The organism is Mongoliitalea daihaiensis, assembly GCF_021596945.1.
Lineage (GTDB): Bacteria > Bacteroidota > Bacteroidia > Cytophagales > Cyclobacteriaceae > Mongoliitalea > Mongoliitalea daihaiensis.
In genome coordinates this window covers 199074-215063 of record NZ_CP063779.1, presented here as the reverse complement: position 1 = coordinate 215063, position 15990 = coordinate 199074, and the positions used below count along the sequence as shown (strand labels likewise).

Genomic DNA, 15990 nt, shown 5'->3' with positions numbered 1-15990 from the left:
TTACCATTCACCATTCACCTTTGACCTTTACCTTTAAAATAGAAATTTATGAAAAAGATCATTATATTCTTACTAAGCATAGGCCTGAGCACACCTCTCTTTGCACAGAGTCGCAAGTATATCAGTCAATTCAGCCATTTACAGAGCTATTATAATCCAGCATTGACAGGGTATGAAGGCTCCATGATCCGAGGTTTTGTCAGAAATCAGTGGGTCGGTTGGGAAGGAGCGCCCATGACTTATTTTATATCAGGCGAAGTGGATTTTGGTGAGCTTTCAGGTGCTACAGATCCTGGATTGCTTGGTAAAAATGCCTTAGGAGTCAATATGTTTCATGATCAGTATGGTTCTTTTAATGAAACTGAACTTATACTAAGCTATGCATCTCGTATTCAAATAAGTCAATCGCACAACTTACGTTTAGGTGCAGGGATTAATTATAATGTCGTTCAGTTGGATGGAACTCGATTTACTATGGCAGAAGCGATGGATCCCATATTAGGGAAGTATGCCAATAGTTTTGCCGATATGCAGATTTTGGATTTTAACTTGGGGTTAGCTTTGACTCATTACAACTACTATGTTTCAACAGCTGTACATAATGTTAACGTAGGTCAAATCAACAGTGGAGATGTATTTATGGAGCGCAAACCGCGAGTATTGATCATGCAAGCGGGGTATCGTAGTGAATTGACAGAAAACTTAATGATTGCTACAAACGCCATGTATCGTGGTCAGAACGATTTGCCAGATAACATAGAATTGAATTTTAAAGTTTTGATGATGAAGCGTATTTGGTTAGGGGCAGGTCACCGTGTCAATTATGCGAATAGTTTTCAGTTAGGCTTAGTATTAGACAAAGTCAGAGTTGGCTATATCTATGAAATGCCCATGTTACAGGCTTATCTTTTACCCAATACTACGCATGAATTCATGTTGACCTATTCTCTCTTTGGAAATGGGAATGGTTTGATGTGGTAGTATTGTAAGGTGAAGGTCTTCTAATTTACTAACCTAGTTTCTATTGAGGTTAGAGGAAATTTAGCGTTTTATCAATTCTAAAAGTTCTTTATAAAACCCTCTGCGTATAGGGATCACAAAAGTGCCAATAAGTAATTCCTTAGCATTCAAAGAGTGGATTTTATCCACATTTATACAAAAAGACTTATGAACACGGATAAATTTCTTGTCATCTAGCCCATTGAGAATATCCTTTAAAATACCTCGAACAACGTAGGTTTTTTCCAAGGTGATAATTTTGCAGTAAAGCCCATCTGCTTCAATGAACAGAATATCATGGTAGGGTAGATGTATAACGTATCCTTTGTCTCGTACTTTAATGGCGGATTTTAAATGATTTTCTTGTGTTTCATCCTTAGGCTTTTTATTCAGTCCCAAATAAACTGCTGATTTGAGGGATTGCAAACTAAATGGCTTAAGTAGATACCCTTCATACTTCCCATTGGATATGCGTTCTAGAACATTTTGATCAGAAAACGCAGTTAAAAAAATGATGGGGATGTCATAAATTGACTTTATTTTTTCCGTGAGTTGAATACCGTCTAAATCACCTTTAATCATCACGTCCATTAAAATCAAGTCTACAGGATTTTTTTCTAAAAAGTCAATCACAGTAGATCCTTTATCAAATATGCCCACCACGATGTAACCCAAAGCTTGAAGAAGGTCTCTGATATTTTCCCCTAGTTCTTTTTCGTCTTCGACCAAAAGAATTTTTTTCATCTCATCATTTTTTTCAAATAACATTTATTTACCTGATATGCTAAATAATTATGATCGTTTTGTAAACTATTTGTTTGTATTAAGTAATGAACTGATATCTCATCGAATAGGGTACGCTGTCTTTTGATCAGGGCTTAATTTTTTTCCAGTGGATTTCAATGAATTCTGTAATTAATTGTAACATCTCGGAGGTTTCGTAGGCATCTTCAGGTTTAGTGAAAAATGCGGTACAGTTATTTTTATAGGACTTTTGAATGTCAATTGAATCGCTCGATGTAGTCAAAACTATGATCGGGATATCTATAAACTCTTCCCATGTTTTGATTCGGTCCAAAAACTCAATCCCGTTCATTACAGGCATATTTAAATCCAATAATATTCCATGAGGGTATTCACTGCGATCACGATTTCTACAAGTACTTAAATGCTCCAAAGCTTCTTGTCCATTGCTACTTGTAGTAATAACAATAGTTGGGTCAATTTCAGTAATTAGTTCCGTTAATAACGCAAGGTAGCCCTTACTGTCATCTATGATATGAATAAGCATCTAATACGGGTATTTTCTAGGGTCGATCAAAATAAAGTCATTCGTTACAATTCGGGCAATGAAGTGTCCCTTTAGGTAAATTAAATGATATTTTTTACAAATCAAAAGAGTTTTATTTGTAAATCTTTAGAGGCTATGTATTCAAATGCTGCAATTTTAAGAGCAATTGGTGAATCCTATTTTGAATTAGAAAATAATTCAAGACCGTCAAAGGCGATTCCTAAGATTATTGCTAACCTAGGTCAGGCGACCAAAGTGGATAGGATTTACATTTTTAAAAATCATTTAAATGATTTAGGAGAGCCCTGCATGACTTATACCTATGAATGGTGTGCTCCTGGTGTGACTCCTCAGCTTGATTTTGATTATTTACAAGAACTACCGTGGAGTTTGTTTTCAGACATTGAAACAGATCTTCGTACCAATCGGGTGATCAATGCCTTGGTCAAGGATACTAAAAATGGAGAGTTTTATGAGGCAATGGTAGCGCAGGGAATCTTATCTTACCTTTTTATTCCTATATTTTCCGGATCCTACTTTTGGGGCTACATTGGTTTTGATAATTGCTCAAAAGAAGAATTATTTACAAATGATCAGGTTTCTTCCTTACATGCATTAGCAGCTACTTTGGGGGTTAAGATTTTAAATGATTTGCAGCACCGAAAACTACTAAGAAGCCGCAAATCGTTCTATGATCTGATAAACAATATGAATGATGTTGTTTTTCGGTTAGATCTAGAAGGAACAATTAAGTACCTCAATCCTGTTTGGGAAAAATTATCAGGTTACACGGTGGAGGAAAGTGTAGGTAAGCAGACTTTTGATTTTTACGAGTCTGAGTATTGGGTTGAAATTCAACAAAGGCTCGACAATCTCATCAATGGCATTACGCTAGAAGATATGTTGGAGTTAAAGCTCATTCATAAAAATGGGCAGCGTATTTGGGTAAAAGTGTATGCAAAACTCTTAAAAAAAGAGAATGGGAAAATTCAAGGCATAACTGGAACTGTATTCAATATCCATCAACAAAAGGAAATGATGTTGGAATTGCAGGAGAGTCAGCGTAGTCAGCAACGCCTCAATGAACTGCTACAAGCAGTAAATGAGGCACACTTGAGTTTTTTTGTTGAAAATGATTTTCAATCGCCGCTAGAGGTTTTTTTAGACCAAATTTTACAAATTACAGGAAGTAAATTTGGATTTATTGGAGAGGTTTTTTTCGATGCAGGGCAACCTTACTTGGTAACTCATACCCTTACAAATATCGCTTGGGATGAGGATTCAAAAGAGTTCTTTAAGAAAAATTACAGAGGAGGTATTGAGTTTAGAAATTTAGATACGCTTTTTGGTTACACACTGCGCACAGGTGAAGTTGTATTGGCCAATGATGTGGCTACTGATCCAAGAGCCAGTGGAATGCTCCCGAAGGGACATCCACCTTTAAAAAGGTTTTTAGGAATCCCCGTAAAAAAGGCAGGTAAATTTATAGGAATGATGGGTTTTGCCAATAAGGAAACGGACTATACGGAAGAAGATGTTTCTTTTTTACAACCCTTGATTTCAGGATATGCCAATCTTATTAGTGCTATCCGAATCAACAGAGCCCGCAAAAAAGCAGAAGAGCTTCAACGAATAAGTGATGAAAAGTATAAACTTGTATCTGAAAACACAGGAGATATTATAGCCTTGCATGACCTGCAAATGAGGTTTGTCTATGTTTCACCTTCCATAAAAAAAGTATTGGGGGCATCTCCAGATGATATTATTGGGAAAAAACCATCTGAGGTGTTTGGGGTGAAAGAAAATCAGCCTGAATTATCTATGCAAACGGAAAAGTTTGTTGTTCCACATTTCCATCTATTAACAGGGGAAGAAATTTATTTAGAAATTTTAATGAGTCCTTTGATGAATGAAAGTGGGGAAGTGTATTCTTATTTGGCAACCTCCAGGGATGTTACTCAGCGGGAAAAAATGCTAATAGAGCTAAAAGAAACACTGGCGCGCGAACAAGAATTAAATCAAATGAAAACCCGATTTATTTCCATGACGTCTCATGAGTTTAGAACCCCGTTGGCCACTGTACAAAGCAGTGTAGAAATCATGGAAATGTTTTTGGAAAATGAAGAAATATCGAATAAAGTAAAAGATAAGTTTTCGCTTCATTTTTCTCGAATCTCCCTTCAGGTAGAAAGGCTTTCTAAGGTTATTGCTGATTTGCTGTTGATAGGAAAAAGTAGTCAAAACAAAATCATTGTCTCCAAGCAGCCTATCGCGATTCAGTCATTTCTTGGTAACCTTGTAGACAACTATCCAGTCCCTCCTGAGCGAACATTAAAAATTAATAAGATGCAACAAGAGATTGAATTAACTACTGACCCAATTTGGTTGTCTCATATTGTATCAAATCTTATTGACAATGCATTTAAATATTCTAAGGGACCAAAAGACCCTCAAGTAATCTTGTCAAATGATGAGAAGCATGTGTTTTTGACGATAAAAGACTTTGGTATTGGTATTCCAAAGAGTGAACAAAAATACATATTCGACTCTTTTTTTCGCGCTAAAAATGTAAGTACAATTAAAGGCACTGGTTTGGGATTAAATATCGTCAAAGACTTTGCTGATCGGATAGGGATTGATATTCAATTCAAAAGTAAAGAAAATGAAGGGTCTGCTTTTACCTTATTGATTCCATATGAATAAAAAAATATTATTGGTAGAGGATGAATTCGAACTCCAGGAAAATATCGCAGAGATATTAGAAATTGCCGAGTATGAAGTAATTGTGGCTTCGAATGGCTTGGAGGCACTCAAGATTTTAGAGGTGGAACTTGTAGATTTGATAGTTTCTGATGTTGCAATGCCTAGAATGGATGGATATGAATTCCTAAAAGTTTTTCGTTCCAAAGAATACTGGCTGGAGACACCTTTTATTTTCCTTACGGCAAAAATGGAGTATTCAGATCAGCGTATTGGAATGGAGGGGGGAGCAGAAGATTACCTGATTAAACCAGTGAGAGCGAAAGAGCTTTTAGCGTCCATCAATACGGCACTTCAAAAAAAAGAACAAAGAACGCGCCTGAAAGCAGAAGAACTGAAATCTGTTTTTAACGAGCAGCGCAATGTGTTTTTTCATGAAATGGCAACACCTCTAACGGGAGTAATAATGGCTTTGGAACTATTGAAAGAGTCCGGGCAATCGCTACCAAAAGAGGACTTTGATTTGTTTACAACAAAAGCATTAGAAGCATCCAAAAGGTTAGACGGAACTTTGAAAAAACTTAGAAGGTATCAAAATTTACATGTGATCAAACCAAGTTTACAGGAGCATGCTTCCATCAATCAAGTGTTAAAAAATTATCTCAGAACACACACTTTTTCCAAAAATATAGAAATAGTAGCCAAAGAAGATTTTTCGTTTGTTTTCACAAGTAGTCACTTCAGCGATGTTCTTACCTATCTTCTGGATAATGCTGAGAAATTTTCTCCTGAAAATAGTGTAATCAGCATCGTAATAGAAAAAAATGAATTGATTTTTAGAAATCAACAACATGTTTTCACCAACATAGGCAGCCTTTCCCCCCAACCCTTTCTGCAATTTGATCGGATAAAAATGGAACAACAAGGGTTGGGTCTAGGGATGTATTTAGCCTCTCAGCTAGCCTTGATAAATCATTCAATCATTGACTTTCGAATCAGTAAGGATTTAAACTTTGAGGCTTGTTTAAAAGTTAGTTTTTTGAAAGGTTAATGATATGATTTATTTGGTCAATCAGATCCTGTATGTATACTGGTTTTTGTAGGACCTCTCTAAAAGGTGAAGGATTTCCATTATTTTCTTCTAAATAAGTCCCACCAGTAATTGCCATGATGGGAATTTGGTTAAATTCTGAATTTAATAATTGATTCGCTAACTCTACACCTCCCATTTGGGGCATCATAATATCGGTGATAATAATATCTGTATTGGGGTTATCTAATAATACCTCTAAGGCATTCACGCCATTTTTCGCAGTGATAACAAAATTCCCCTTAGTTACTAGTTGTGAAGAAATTAACAAGCGAATGATCGGATCATCTTCGACCAACAAAATTTTCATCTTTTTCTTTCAAAATTAAAGTAATTTGAAAAATTTACACAAATTCAGTAGTGAAAAGGTACTTATTGTAAACTATATGATAATTTAGGTGGAAAAAGGGGGCGGAATAGGTGCATTCAATGAAATCAAGAGAAAGCTGAATAATCAGTCTTGATCATGTATGTTTTTTACAGTTTACTAAAGTTGATAGTGATTCTTAGTTTTTATCTCTCAAAAAAGCAGGTTAGGATAGGAACCTTTGGTGATATCCCCCTCCTTTCTTAGGTTTTTTTAAACATTCATTACAGTTTTTTAATTAATTTTGAGAAACTATAAACCCGAATAACATGGCTTATTATCATAGATTAGGTAACATACCACCCAAAAGGCATACGCAGTTTCGCCAACCTGACGGTTCTTTATACAAAGAAGAATTAGTGAGCTCCAAAGGTTTTTCAGGGATTTACTCCAACTTATACCATATCCATAACCCGAATAATGTACTTAAAATCGGTCAGCCAACACCCTATTCTTGGGAGCCGGCCAAAGCGCATGGGCTCAAGCAAACACATCTCAAGACAGCGGGTGTAGAAATAACCGGCAGGGATTATCTCAGTGCCCGCAAAATGTTGATGATGAATAATGACTGCATGATGGGCATCTGTACGCCGGAGCAGCGGAAAATGGATTTTTACTTCAAGAATGCAGATGGTGATGAACTGATTTATGTGCATGATGGAGAGGGAGTTTTATATTCACAGTTTGGAAAATTAGAAGTTAGACAAGGCGATTACATCGTTATCCCAAGAACGACCATTTATCGGTTCGAATTCAAAGAAGAAGGACCTTTGCGCTTGCTAATTATAGAGTCTCATGGTCCTATCGAAACTGTGAAAAGGTATAGAAATGAAGTTGGACAGTTATTGGAGCATTCACCTTACTGTGAACGAGATATCCGCCCACCAGGGGAATTGGTAACTGAGGCAGAAAAAGGGGAGTATTTGGTACAAATCAAAAAGGGAGGGATGTTGCACCCCTACACTTATGGACACAGCCCCTTGGATATTGTTGGTTGGGATGGATATTTGTATCCTTATGCGTTGTCAATTCATGATTTTGAACCGATTACTGGTCGGATTCATCAACCACCACCGGTACATCAGACCTTTCAAGCCTGGGGCTTTGTGATTTGTTCATTTGTACCTAGGTTATTTGATTATCATCCATTGGCGATCCCTGCTCCTTATAATCATAGTAATATAGACTCGGATGAGGTATTGTACTATGCCGAAGGCGAGTTTATGAGTAGAAAAGGCATAGATCGAGGCAGTTTTACCATTCACATGGGAGGATTACCCCATGGCCCGCACCCTGGGACTGTGGAGAAATCGATTGGAGCCAAGGAAACGCATGAATTAGCAGTGATGTTGGATACATTTAAGCCTCTGCATGTCACCACACAGGGATTAGAATTTGTAGATCCTGCATATCCTATGAGTTGGTCGGAATAATCAGGAGGAAAACAAGAAAAAGGATTGATGTGAATATCAGTCCTTTTTTTATACCTTTGCAGCCCTAAAATCAATGTCCACCAGCGGTTCGATTACCCGCTTTATCAAAAATTACTATGCAAGCAATTCAAGAAGCTGTACAAGCTGGGACAGCGCTTCCGTTAATGGAAGCTTTTTATACCATTCAAGGAGAAGGAACCCACTCCGGAGTTCCTGCCTATTTTATCCGGTTAGGCGGTTGTGATGTAGGTTGTGTTTGGTGCGACGTGAAAGAATCATGGGAAGCAGGCAAATGGCCAGTAATTCCGATCGAAGAAATTGTTTCAGAAGCAACAAAGTATCCAGGAAGAGTAGCAGTGATTACGGGGGGAGAACCTTTAATTTATGATCTTGGTCCGTTGACGACTGCCTTGAAATCCGCTGGTTTTAAAACCCATATTGAAACTTCTGGTGCTCATTCATTTTCTGGAGATTTTGATTGGGTGTGTTTTTCTCCCAAGAAATTCAAAGCTCCGCATCCATCTATTTACGAGCAAGCAGATGAATTGAAGGTAGTAATTTTTCATGCATCTGATTTTCAGTTTGCAGAAAAGCATGCTGCTTTGGTTCGCGAAAATTGCCAAAAACTGCTCCAACCAGAGTGGAGTAAGCAAGATATTCACTTAAAAAGCATCATTGATTACGTAAAATCCAATCCAAGTTGGAATATATCCCTACAAACTCATAAATTTATGGACATCCCTTGATGCCCATGAAAACCCTTCTTCTCTTTCTTTACATTTTCCTGCAAGTATTCGCAGTTCACTCCCAAACCTATTCTATTATTGATAGCCGGGCGATAAAGATGCATCAGGAGGGAGATGAACTCGTCAGAAAGCGCATGTATGACCAGGCAATTGAGAAGTATAAGGCTTCTATTCAACGGGAAGCTGGGTTTTTGGAATCATATGTGAAATGGGGGAGAGTTTTATTGACCCAAAAAAAGGTAGAGGAGGCATTGGAGGTGGTTAACCGTGGGGAGACTCGTGCAGGAAAGGCTTCCAGTCAGGTGAAAGCGGATTTTGGTTGGTTGAAAACATACATTCTTCTTGCAAAAGGGGATTTTACCAGTGCAGTTTCTGTTTTTGATGCGACTGAACCCTATTTTTCCTCTACATTTTTGAATTCTTCTGATTACAAAAGGGCAAGCGAGCAGATGGGGTTTGTTCGAAAGGTCTTGGACAATCGCTTGGATATCACTAAAGAGCGACTTGCTGAGCCATTGAATGAGTTCAGTATGCAATACTTTCCTGTTCTCACTGCTGACAGTAGGAAAATTCTTTTCACCAAACGGGATGGTATCAAGGATTTTCAAAAAGAAGATATTTTTGTTTCATACCTGGATGATGATGGAGTCGGTTGGAGCAAGCCTAAGGGAATTAGTGAGGTAATCAATACTCCTTATAATGAAGGTACATGTACTATTTCAGCAGATGGAAATATTTTAATTTATACTTCCTGCGATGCTCCGGACTCTTTTGGTAGTTGTGATTTGTATATTGCTTACCGGGTAAATGGTCAATGGCAACGACCTAGAAACATGGGGAGGCATGTGAACTCCAGGTCTTGGGATTCTCAGCCCTCTCTTTCGGCAGATGGCAGGATGTTGTTTTTTTCTTCTAATAGAAGAGGGGGATATGGAGGTAATGATATTTGGTATACGCTGAGAAAAGCAGATGGCTCGTGGTCCGATGCAAGAAATTTGGGGAATATAATCAATACACCCATGGATGAAGTCTCTCCTTTCATCTATTTCAATAATGAGATTTTATTTTTTGCTTCCAATGGACATCAAGGGTTAGGGGGACTCGACATTTTTTCTTCGCGTATCGTCAACGGGGAATTTGGAACACCTGAAAATATTGGTTACCCCATCAATGATCATCAAGACCAATTTTCATTGTTTATCACTGCTCAGGGAGATTATGCATACTACACAGAAAGCAGCTTTAAGGAGCAGACATTGGAGCAGTCTTTATTGTATAGATTTAAGTTTCCTGAGAATATCGCCTTGGGAGAAAAACTTATTGTGACGCAAGGTAAGGTACTCAACAGTAACACCGGAGAGCCAATAGATGCAAGGCTCTCTCTTGTGAGTTTAAGAAATGATAGTACTTTATACGAGTTTAGAGCGGACGGTGCTTCGGGTGAATTCATGATGTTATATCCAGATAAGGATTTTGCTGGACTGTATGTGGAGAAGGAAGGCTTCTTACCTAAAATCTACAACGTAGACAAGGACAACCTGAAGAACAAAGAAAATTTAGAAGTTTCATTGATTCCTATCGCTTCGGGAGAAGAGTTTGTCTTTGAAAATATTTTCTTTGACTTTGATAAGCATGAACTAAAGCCCGAATCCATGTCTTCCTTGAAGCGTTTGGTGGATTTCTTGCAATTGAATCCAACCGTAACTATTTTCATCAACGGGCATACAGATAATGTAGGCTTGGCTGCATACAATGAATCGCTCAGCATGCGGAGAGCAGAAGCAGTAAGAGATTATTTAGTGAGCAAAGGGATAAAAGAGGGGAGGGCAATCCCTGTTGGAAAAGGAGATCGTGAACCTGTTAGGCCAAATGATACTGTGGAAAATCGCGCATATAACCGAAGAATTACTATTTCGATTCAATAAGTAGAAAGCTATTTAAATAACTAGTTTAACTTTGTTCTTTAGTTTTATTTGGTTTTCGTGAAAGGTTTCAAAATTTGAATAATCATAAAAAAAATTCATATATACCTATCAAGTATTTTATTTGGTTTTAGCTTTTATATTAAAAAATTCTTTTTAGGCAATATTTTTTCCCATTTGAAGAAAGAAGGTCATGTTAATTCAAGATTAAAATTTTATAAAAGTTGGTTTTTTTCAGTATATCGGAATAAAATTTTTTTATAAACTTTTTTATAGTGTTTTCGTATTTCGTGTCTGCAATAGAATAGCATATGGTTTTTACGAGATTATCTTCCCGTTTTCCAAATAATATTTTAGTGTTACGTTAATGTTAAAGTATGAATATTTTTTATACAAATTGAGATTTAACAAGCTTTAACCTAACATTGCTCGATTGATAAAACTCAAAAAAACAACATGAAGAGGATTTTACTAGTAACCGCATTTTTGACATTGCTATCGTCAGCAGTGTTTGCGCAAAGTAGAACTGTCTCTGGTAAGGTTACCTCCAAGGAGGAACCTGAAGGCATTCCAGGGGTCAATGTTCTTATTAAGGGTACCACCAATGGTACTGTGACAGATTTTGATGGTAACTACACTTTATCCATTCCAAGTGGAAATGATGTGGTTTTGGTCTTTTCTTTTGTGGGATTCCTACAAAAAGAAATGCGCGTCGGAAATAACAGTGTGCTGAATGTGGTCTTAGAGCAAGACTTGAAGACACTCAATGAGGTGGTCGTAGTAGGATATGGTACTCAAGAGCGTAGAGACATCACAGGCTCAGTTACTTCGATCAGTAACAAATCTATCGAAAACTTGGTAACTCCTTCCTTTGAATCACAATTGGCAGGTCGTGCACCAGGTGTACAGATTACTACTCCCAACGGTACGCTTGGTGCTGCACCAATTATCCGTGTGAGAGGGGTAAACTCCATCACAGGTAGTGCCAGCCCTTTGATCGTTATTGATGGAGTTCCTGTGGTGGATGCAGATAGATCAGCTGTAAATTCCTCTAACCCCTTAGCTAATATTAATCCGGCAGACATCGAGTCTTTTGAAGTATTAAAAGATGGTTCGGCTACGGCGATTTTTGGTTCCAGAGCTGCTAATGGCGTGATTTTGATCACTACTAAAAGAGGTTCTAGCGGTAAAGCAATGGTCAATTACAATACATCCATTGGCTTTAATGAGGCTCAAAATAGATTTGATTTATTGAATGGAAACGATTTTGTAACCATTGCAAACGAGCGAAGAACAAATGCTAATCAAGCACCTCTAGCAAATGTAAGTGACGTCAATACGGATTGGCAAGATTTGATCTTGCGAAGAGGTTTTACTCAACAACACAACCTCTCCATCTCCGGTGGTTCGGATGCTACCAAGTATTTCTTCTCTATGGGTTTCACGGAGCAGGAGTCTGCATTGCAGTTAAATGACTTGAGAAGATATTCTTTTAGAGCAAATGTGGATCACAACGTATCTAAGTCCGTACGAATCGGTACTTCCTTGAATTACTCATTTACTGAAATCAACGGATTGAATCAGGGTGCTAATTCTCTTTCCGGTATCATGTTGAATGCCACTAGGGCATTGCCAAATGTTTCCCCATTTGATCCGGCAAACTCAAGATTTGATGGTTTTAACGTGACAGCAGATGGTCGTACAACTGGCTTCGGTACCAACTTAGCCGGTCCGGATAATAATTTGCCAAATATTGGTTTTGTACTGGACAACAACGTATTTAGAAATAGAATCCATAGGATTTTAGGAAATACCTATGGTGAGGTTGATTTAGCTAAAGGTCTGACCGCCCGCTCCATGATTGGGGTAGATTTGACACTTGCTGATGACTTCCAGTCGTTGGATCCAAGACACGGCGATGGTCAAAGTGTGAATGGTTCTGTATTTATGGCATTCAACCCAGTAACTCGATGGAACTGGCAGAATACCTTAAACTATCAGGCAATCTTTGCCGAGAATCATATTTTCAATGTTACGTTAGGTGCGGAATTTCAATATGATCAATTCTACAATTTTACGGCGTCTGGAAACGATTTCTCAGATGATTTCTTTAGAAGAGATAATTTGATTTCAGGTTCCTACAACAATCAGTTCTCCGGTGGAGGATTTGCAGATAGAGGATTCGATTCTTATTTCAGTAGAATCAATTATGGCTACAAAGGCAAGTACCTAGCATCTTTTACGATCAGAAATGATGGTATTTCTGATTTGGCTAGAGAAAATCAACGAGGTACGTTTTTTGGAGGATCTTTGGGATGGAGAATTTCGGATGAAGCATTCTTTAATTCTGGTTTGATCTCTGACTTTAAATTGAGAGGATCCTATGCGGAAGTAGGAAATACAGAGATTGGAACTTTTGCAGCTTTTGGAGGATTTAGCCCTGTTCTGGGCGGTGCTGGTGCAGGTTTGGGTTACAATAGAATAGCCAACAGAGGTTTATTATGGGAAACTTCCAAGAAAATTAATGTCGGTTTGGATATGACGATTGGTAAGGTAACGATTGCCGCAGATGTCTTTAGAAACAACATTGATGGCTTGATTTTGAGTGCTCCTACCATCCCATCTTTGGGTGTGCCGGGTAACTCCATCAATCAAAACGTTGGTTCCATGTTCAATGAAGGAATCGAATTCAGAATGTTTACCAACGTCATTGAAAGAGGTAAGTTTTCTTGGAATACGGATTTCAATTTAACCTTGATCCGTAATGAGGTAACCAACCTAGTGCAGCCAATTGTATCTACTTACAACAGAACAGAGGTAGGTGGACCGATCGCGCAGTTATACGGTTTCAGATGGGCTGGTGTGAATGCTGCCAATGGAAATCCTATGTATTTTAGAGGAGATGATATTGTACAGTTCAACTTGCAGCAAGGAAATTTAGGTTGGAGAGCATTTGACCCTGCTAATCCAGCTAATATCTCAACCGCAGCTGGATTACCGACGCAAGAGTTTCTAGGAAATACCTTACCAATCTGGCAAGGAGGTTGGATCAACAACTTCACCTATGGCAACTGGGATGCTGAATTGTTCTTCAGATTTTCAGGGGGTAACTTCATCATGAATGAAACCTTGAGAGGGCAGTTGGGCCAAGGATTCTCCAACAACAATGCCATTGTCCTGAACAGATGGACTGAATCTGGTCAGCAGACTGACATTCCAAGACAGTACTCTGGACAAGATGCCAACATGTGGTTAACCGCCGCCTCTAACTCTCGCTTTGTAGAAAGAGGTGATTTCTTAAGAGTTCAGAATATTGTTATTGGTTACACAGTACCAACCAATAAGTTGCAAAGTGCCTTTAAAGGTGCCATTTCTAGCGCTAGATTCTTTGCACAGGCTCAAAATCCTTTCTTGTTTACCAACTATTCAGGTTTGGATCCTGAGGCAAACCAATTTGCTGGACAGCTACAGTTTGGTGTTGACTGGAACGTTACTCCAATCTTCAGAACATATTCCATTGGTCTGAATGTAGGGTTTTAATGCACATCAATAATTGATACAAAGATGAAAAAGATACAATTTAGAAATATTAAATTAGGGATTGCTGCACTCGCATTCGCAGGTATGACCAGTTCATGCGATGTGACAGATCTTTCTCCTGCCAACTTGATTCCAGATGAAGAATCGTTTGGAACAGCTGTAAGAGTTGAGTCCTTGGTACTGGGCGTATATGAGTCAGCACAGCAAGGTTTTTACCTAGGATCTGCTGGACAAGCAGGTAGAGGTTATCCCTTTGGAGCTGCCAACGTTCAGCAAGGGGATATGAGAGGTGAGGATATGTACAATGATCAGTTGTTTTATGAGATTACTTACATTGCTGCCCATACACCTTTCAGTGCCAATAATAACGGGATGTGGATTTCAATCTATCGAATGATTAATAGAGCGAATATCGTACTGGAAAGCTTGGATGCAGCCTTAGAAAATGGAGTAATCACTCAAGAGGTGAGAAATACCTTAAGAGGTGAGATGCTTTTTTTGAGAGCTTTGGGGCATCATGAGTTGTTGACACATTTTTCAAGACCTTATATGGGAGATCCAAGTGCCATGGGTGTGCCTTATAGACGGGTAGCGATCAATGATGTACCTTTGGTTGCTGCAAATGAAACGTTGGGTAGAACTACTGTTGCAGAAGATTATGCATTGATTTTAGCGGATTTAAATGAAGCAGAGGAGTTATTACCGCTGACCCGCAACCATGCGCGCGTACGTAGAGGTGCGGCAATTGGCCTAAAAGCTAGAGTGATGTTGCATATGGGCAACTGGCAGGGTGTGATAGATGAGTTTACTAAATTAGGTGGAACATACTCTTTGATGGATAGCCCAGTGACTCCTTTCAGAACAGTCAACAGTGCTGAAAATATCTTCTCCTTTGTACATACCGCAGAGTCTAATGCAGGAGTAAATGGAGCACTACCATCTATGTACGGCAATCCTGCAAGAGGTGCTAGAGGACTTGTAAAGGTGAGTCCATTGATTTGGAGATCAGATTTCTGGCATTCAGAAGATTTGAGACGAACTGAATTGACGGATAGAAATGCCGGGGGTATTTATACCTTTAAATATACAGATGTAATCAACCGTACGGACCCTAACCCTATCTTGCGTTATGCAGAAGTAGTATTGAGTGCCGCAGAGGCAAACGCCAGATTAGGCAATACATCTGTTGCCATAGAGTTATTAAATTCTGTGAGAGATCGTGCATTGCCAGCATCTGTGCCTTCCTTTACTTCTTCAGACTTTGCTAATACCGACGCGCTTTTGACTGCTATTTTCAATGAGCGTAGGATAGAACTCTTGGCAGAAGGTAAAAGGTGGGGAGATATTCATAGGCTTTCCGGAGAAGGTAGAATGCCTGGTATCCCTACAAAGGCGACTTCCAGATCAATTACTAGTTTGGATTTCTACACAACTGATAGAGCCATTCCAACTGACCATGCATTGCCATATTCGAGCAATCTTTTCGTATGGCCTATCCCGATCGATGAGATTGTAAATAATAGCCAAGATCCGATTCCTCAAAATCCGGGTTACTAATTGGCCAAACAAAACAAATAACCGACTCTCCGAAACCTTGTTTTGGAGAGTTTTTTATTATAAAACTAAAACCTTTCGCTTTCATTTTTCGTAAAAACGCCTGTCTTTCTTTGAAAATCTGCTTCATTGTTAAGTTTTGTTAAAAAAAAATTATCTTTTCCATAACAGGTCTATATGTTTTTAAGAAGTTTTTAGTCTTCTATTTTTTAACCAAAAGACAAATTTAATTTTACCTAAAGGATTAAACCCGAATTTTGTTGAAATCAATACAGCGACATCTAAGTGTAAATTTTTTGAATGGTTTTGCATAATATCAACTTAATAGATAAAATTGAGGTATCGTTA

At 38.3% G+C, this 15990-nt stretch carries 11 protein-coding genes; 8 read left to right on the top strand and 3 right to left on the bottom strand.

Annotation, left to right across the window (positions count from 1 at the left end; all coding sequences use genetic code 11):
• Nucleotides 1-48 precede the first annotated feature (48 nt).
• Nucleotides 49-981, top strand: a complete 933-nt coding sequence (locus tag IPZ59_RS00835; protein WP_236137998.1) for a PorP/SprF family type IX secretion system membrane protein — start codon at nt 49-51, stop codon at nt 979-981.
• A gap of 60 nt (nt 982-1041) precedes the next feature.
• Here the strand turns inward: IPZ59_RS00835 and IPZ59_RS00830 are convergent, their stop codons facing one another.
• Together IPZ59_RS00830 and IPZ59_RS00825 are read right to left on the bottom strand one after the other, a co-directional pair.
• On the bottom strand, nt 1042-1743 hold the full coding sequence (locus IPZ59_RS00830) for a LytR/AlgR family response regulator transcription factor (RefSeq protein ID WP_236137997.1): 702 nt from the start codon (nt 1741-1743) through the stop codon (nt 1042-1044).
• Between the two features lie 127 nt (nt 1744-1870).
• Entirely contained in the window at nt 1871-2290 is a 420-nt protein-coding gene (locus IPZ59_RS00825) for a response regulator (RefSeq protein WP_236137996.1), read from the bottom strand.
• A gap of 135 nt (nt 2291-2425) precedes the next feature.
• On the opposite strand from IPZ59_RS00825, the gene IPZ59_RS00820 reads away from it, so the two are divergent.
• Together IPZ59_RS00820 and IPZ59_RS00815 are read left to right on the top strand one after the other, a co-directional pair.
• Complete coding sequence (locus IPZ59_RS00820; protein ID WP_236137995.1) at nt 2426-4993, top strand: sensor histidine kinase; 2568 nt, start codon at nt 2426-2428, stop codon at nt 4991-4993.
• Nucleotides 4986-6041 (top strand): hybrid sensor histidine kinase/response regulator, encoded by a 1056-nt coding sequence (locus IPZ59_RS00815; protein ID WP_236137994.1) that lies wholly within the window; start codon nt 4986-4988, stop codon nt 6039-6041. Before IPZ59_RS00820 ends, IPZ59_RS00815 begins: the two co-directional genes overlap by 8 nt.
• On the opposite strand, the gene IPZ59_RS00810 is transcribed toward IPZ59_RS00815, so the two are convergent.
• On the bottom strand, nt 6022-6390 hold the full coding sequence (locus tag IPZ59_RS00810) for a response regulator (protein ID WP_236137993.1): 369 nt from the start codon (nt 6388-6390) through the stop codon (nt 6022-6024). The two genes, IPZ59_RS00815 and IPZ59_RS00810, sit on opposite strands and share 20 nt — an antisense overlap.
• Before the next feature lie 326 nt (nt 6391-6716).
• On the opposite strand from IPZ59_RS00810, the gene IPZ59_RS00805 reads away from it, so the two are divergent.
• From IPZ59_RS00805 to IPZ59_RS00785, 5 genes are all read left to right on the top strand, one after another.
• Entirely contained in the window at nt 6717-7880 is a 1164-nt protein-coding gene (locus tag IPZ59_RS00805) for a homogentisate 1,2-dioxygenase (protein ID WP_236137992.1), read from the top strand.
• A gap of 116 nt (nt 7881-7996) precedes the next feature.
• Nucleotides 7997-8626: a 7-carboxy-7-deazaguanine synthase QueE gene (locus tag IPZ59_RS00800; RefSeq protein ID WP_236137991.1), complete on the top strand. Its 630-nt coding sequence runs from the start codon at nt 7997-7999 to the stop codon at nt 8624-8626.
• A 5-nt stretch (nt 8627-8631) separates the two neighbouring features.
• Entirely contained in the window at nt 8632-10551 is a 1920-nt protein-coding gene (locus IPZ59_RS00795) for an OmpA family protein (protein WP_236137990.1), read from the top strand.
• A 453-nt stretch (nt 10552-11004) separates the two neighbouring features.
• The gene (locus IPZ59_RS00790; RefSeq protein ID WP_236137989.1) at nt 11005-14088 is read left to right on the top strand and encodes a SusC/RagA family TonB-linked outer membrane protein; all 3084 of its coding nucleotides are present in this window, start codon (nt 11005-11007) and stop codon (nt 14086-14088) included.
• Nucleotides 14089-14112: 24 nt separating this feature from the next.
• On the top strand, nt 14113-15645 hold the full coding sequence (locus IPZ59_RS00785; protein ID WP_236137988.1) for a RagB/SusD family nutrient uptake outer membrane protein: 1533 nt from the start codon (nt 14113-14115) through the stop codon (nt 15643-15645).
• The last annotated feature ends 345 nt before the right edge of the window (nt 15646-15990 follow it).

Excerpts from the sequence above, each read along its gene's own strand:
- IPZ59_RS00810 (WP_236137993.1), bottom strand. The coding sequence starts at position 6,390 with ATGAAAATTTTGTTGGTCGAAGATGATCCGATCATTCGCTTGTTAATT.
- IPZ59_RS00825 (WP_236137996.1), bottom strand. The coding sequence starts at position 2,290 with ATGCTTATTCATATCATAGATGACAGTAAGGGCTACCTTGCGTTATTA.
- IPZ59_RS00790 (WP_236137989.1), top strand. The coding sequence starts at position 11,005 with ATGAAGAGGATTTTACTAGTAACCGCATTTTTGACATTGCTATCGTCA.
- IPZ59_RS00795 (WP_236137990.1), top strand. The coding sequence starts at position 8,632 with ATGAAAACCCTTCTTCTCTTTCTTTACATTTTCCTGCAAGTATTCGCA.
- IPZ59_RS00830 (WP_236137997.1), bottom strand. The coding sequence starts at position 1,743 with ATGAAAAAAATTCTTTTGGTCGAAGACGAAAAAGAACTAGGGGAAAAT.
- IPZ59_RS00785 (WP_236137988.1), top strand. The coding sequence starts at position 14,113 with ATGAAAAAGATACAATTTAGAAATATTAAATTAGGGATTGCTGCACTC.
- IPZ59_RS00835 (WP_236137998.1), top strand. The coding sequence starts at position 49 with ATGAAAAAGATCATTATATTCTTACTAAGCATAGGCCTGAGCACACCT.
- IPZ59_RS00805 (WP_236137992.1), top strand. The coding sequence starts at position 6,717 with ATGGCTTATTATCATAGATTAGGTAACATACCACCCAAAAGGCATACG.
- IPZ59_RS00800 (WP_236137991.1), top strand. The coding sequence starts at position 7,997 with ATGCAAGCAATTCAAGAAGCTGTACAAGCTGGGACAGCGCTTCCGTTA.
- IPZ59_RS00815 (WP_236137994.1), top strand. The coding sequence starts at position 4,986 with ATGAATAAAAAAATATTATTGGTAGAGGATGAATTCGAACTCCAGGAA.
- IPZ59_RS00820 (WP_236137995.1), top strand. The coding sequence starts at position 2,426 with ATGTATTCAAATGCTGCAATTTTAAGAGCAATTGGTGAATCCTATTTT.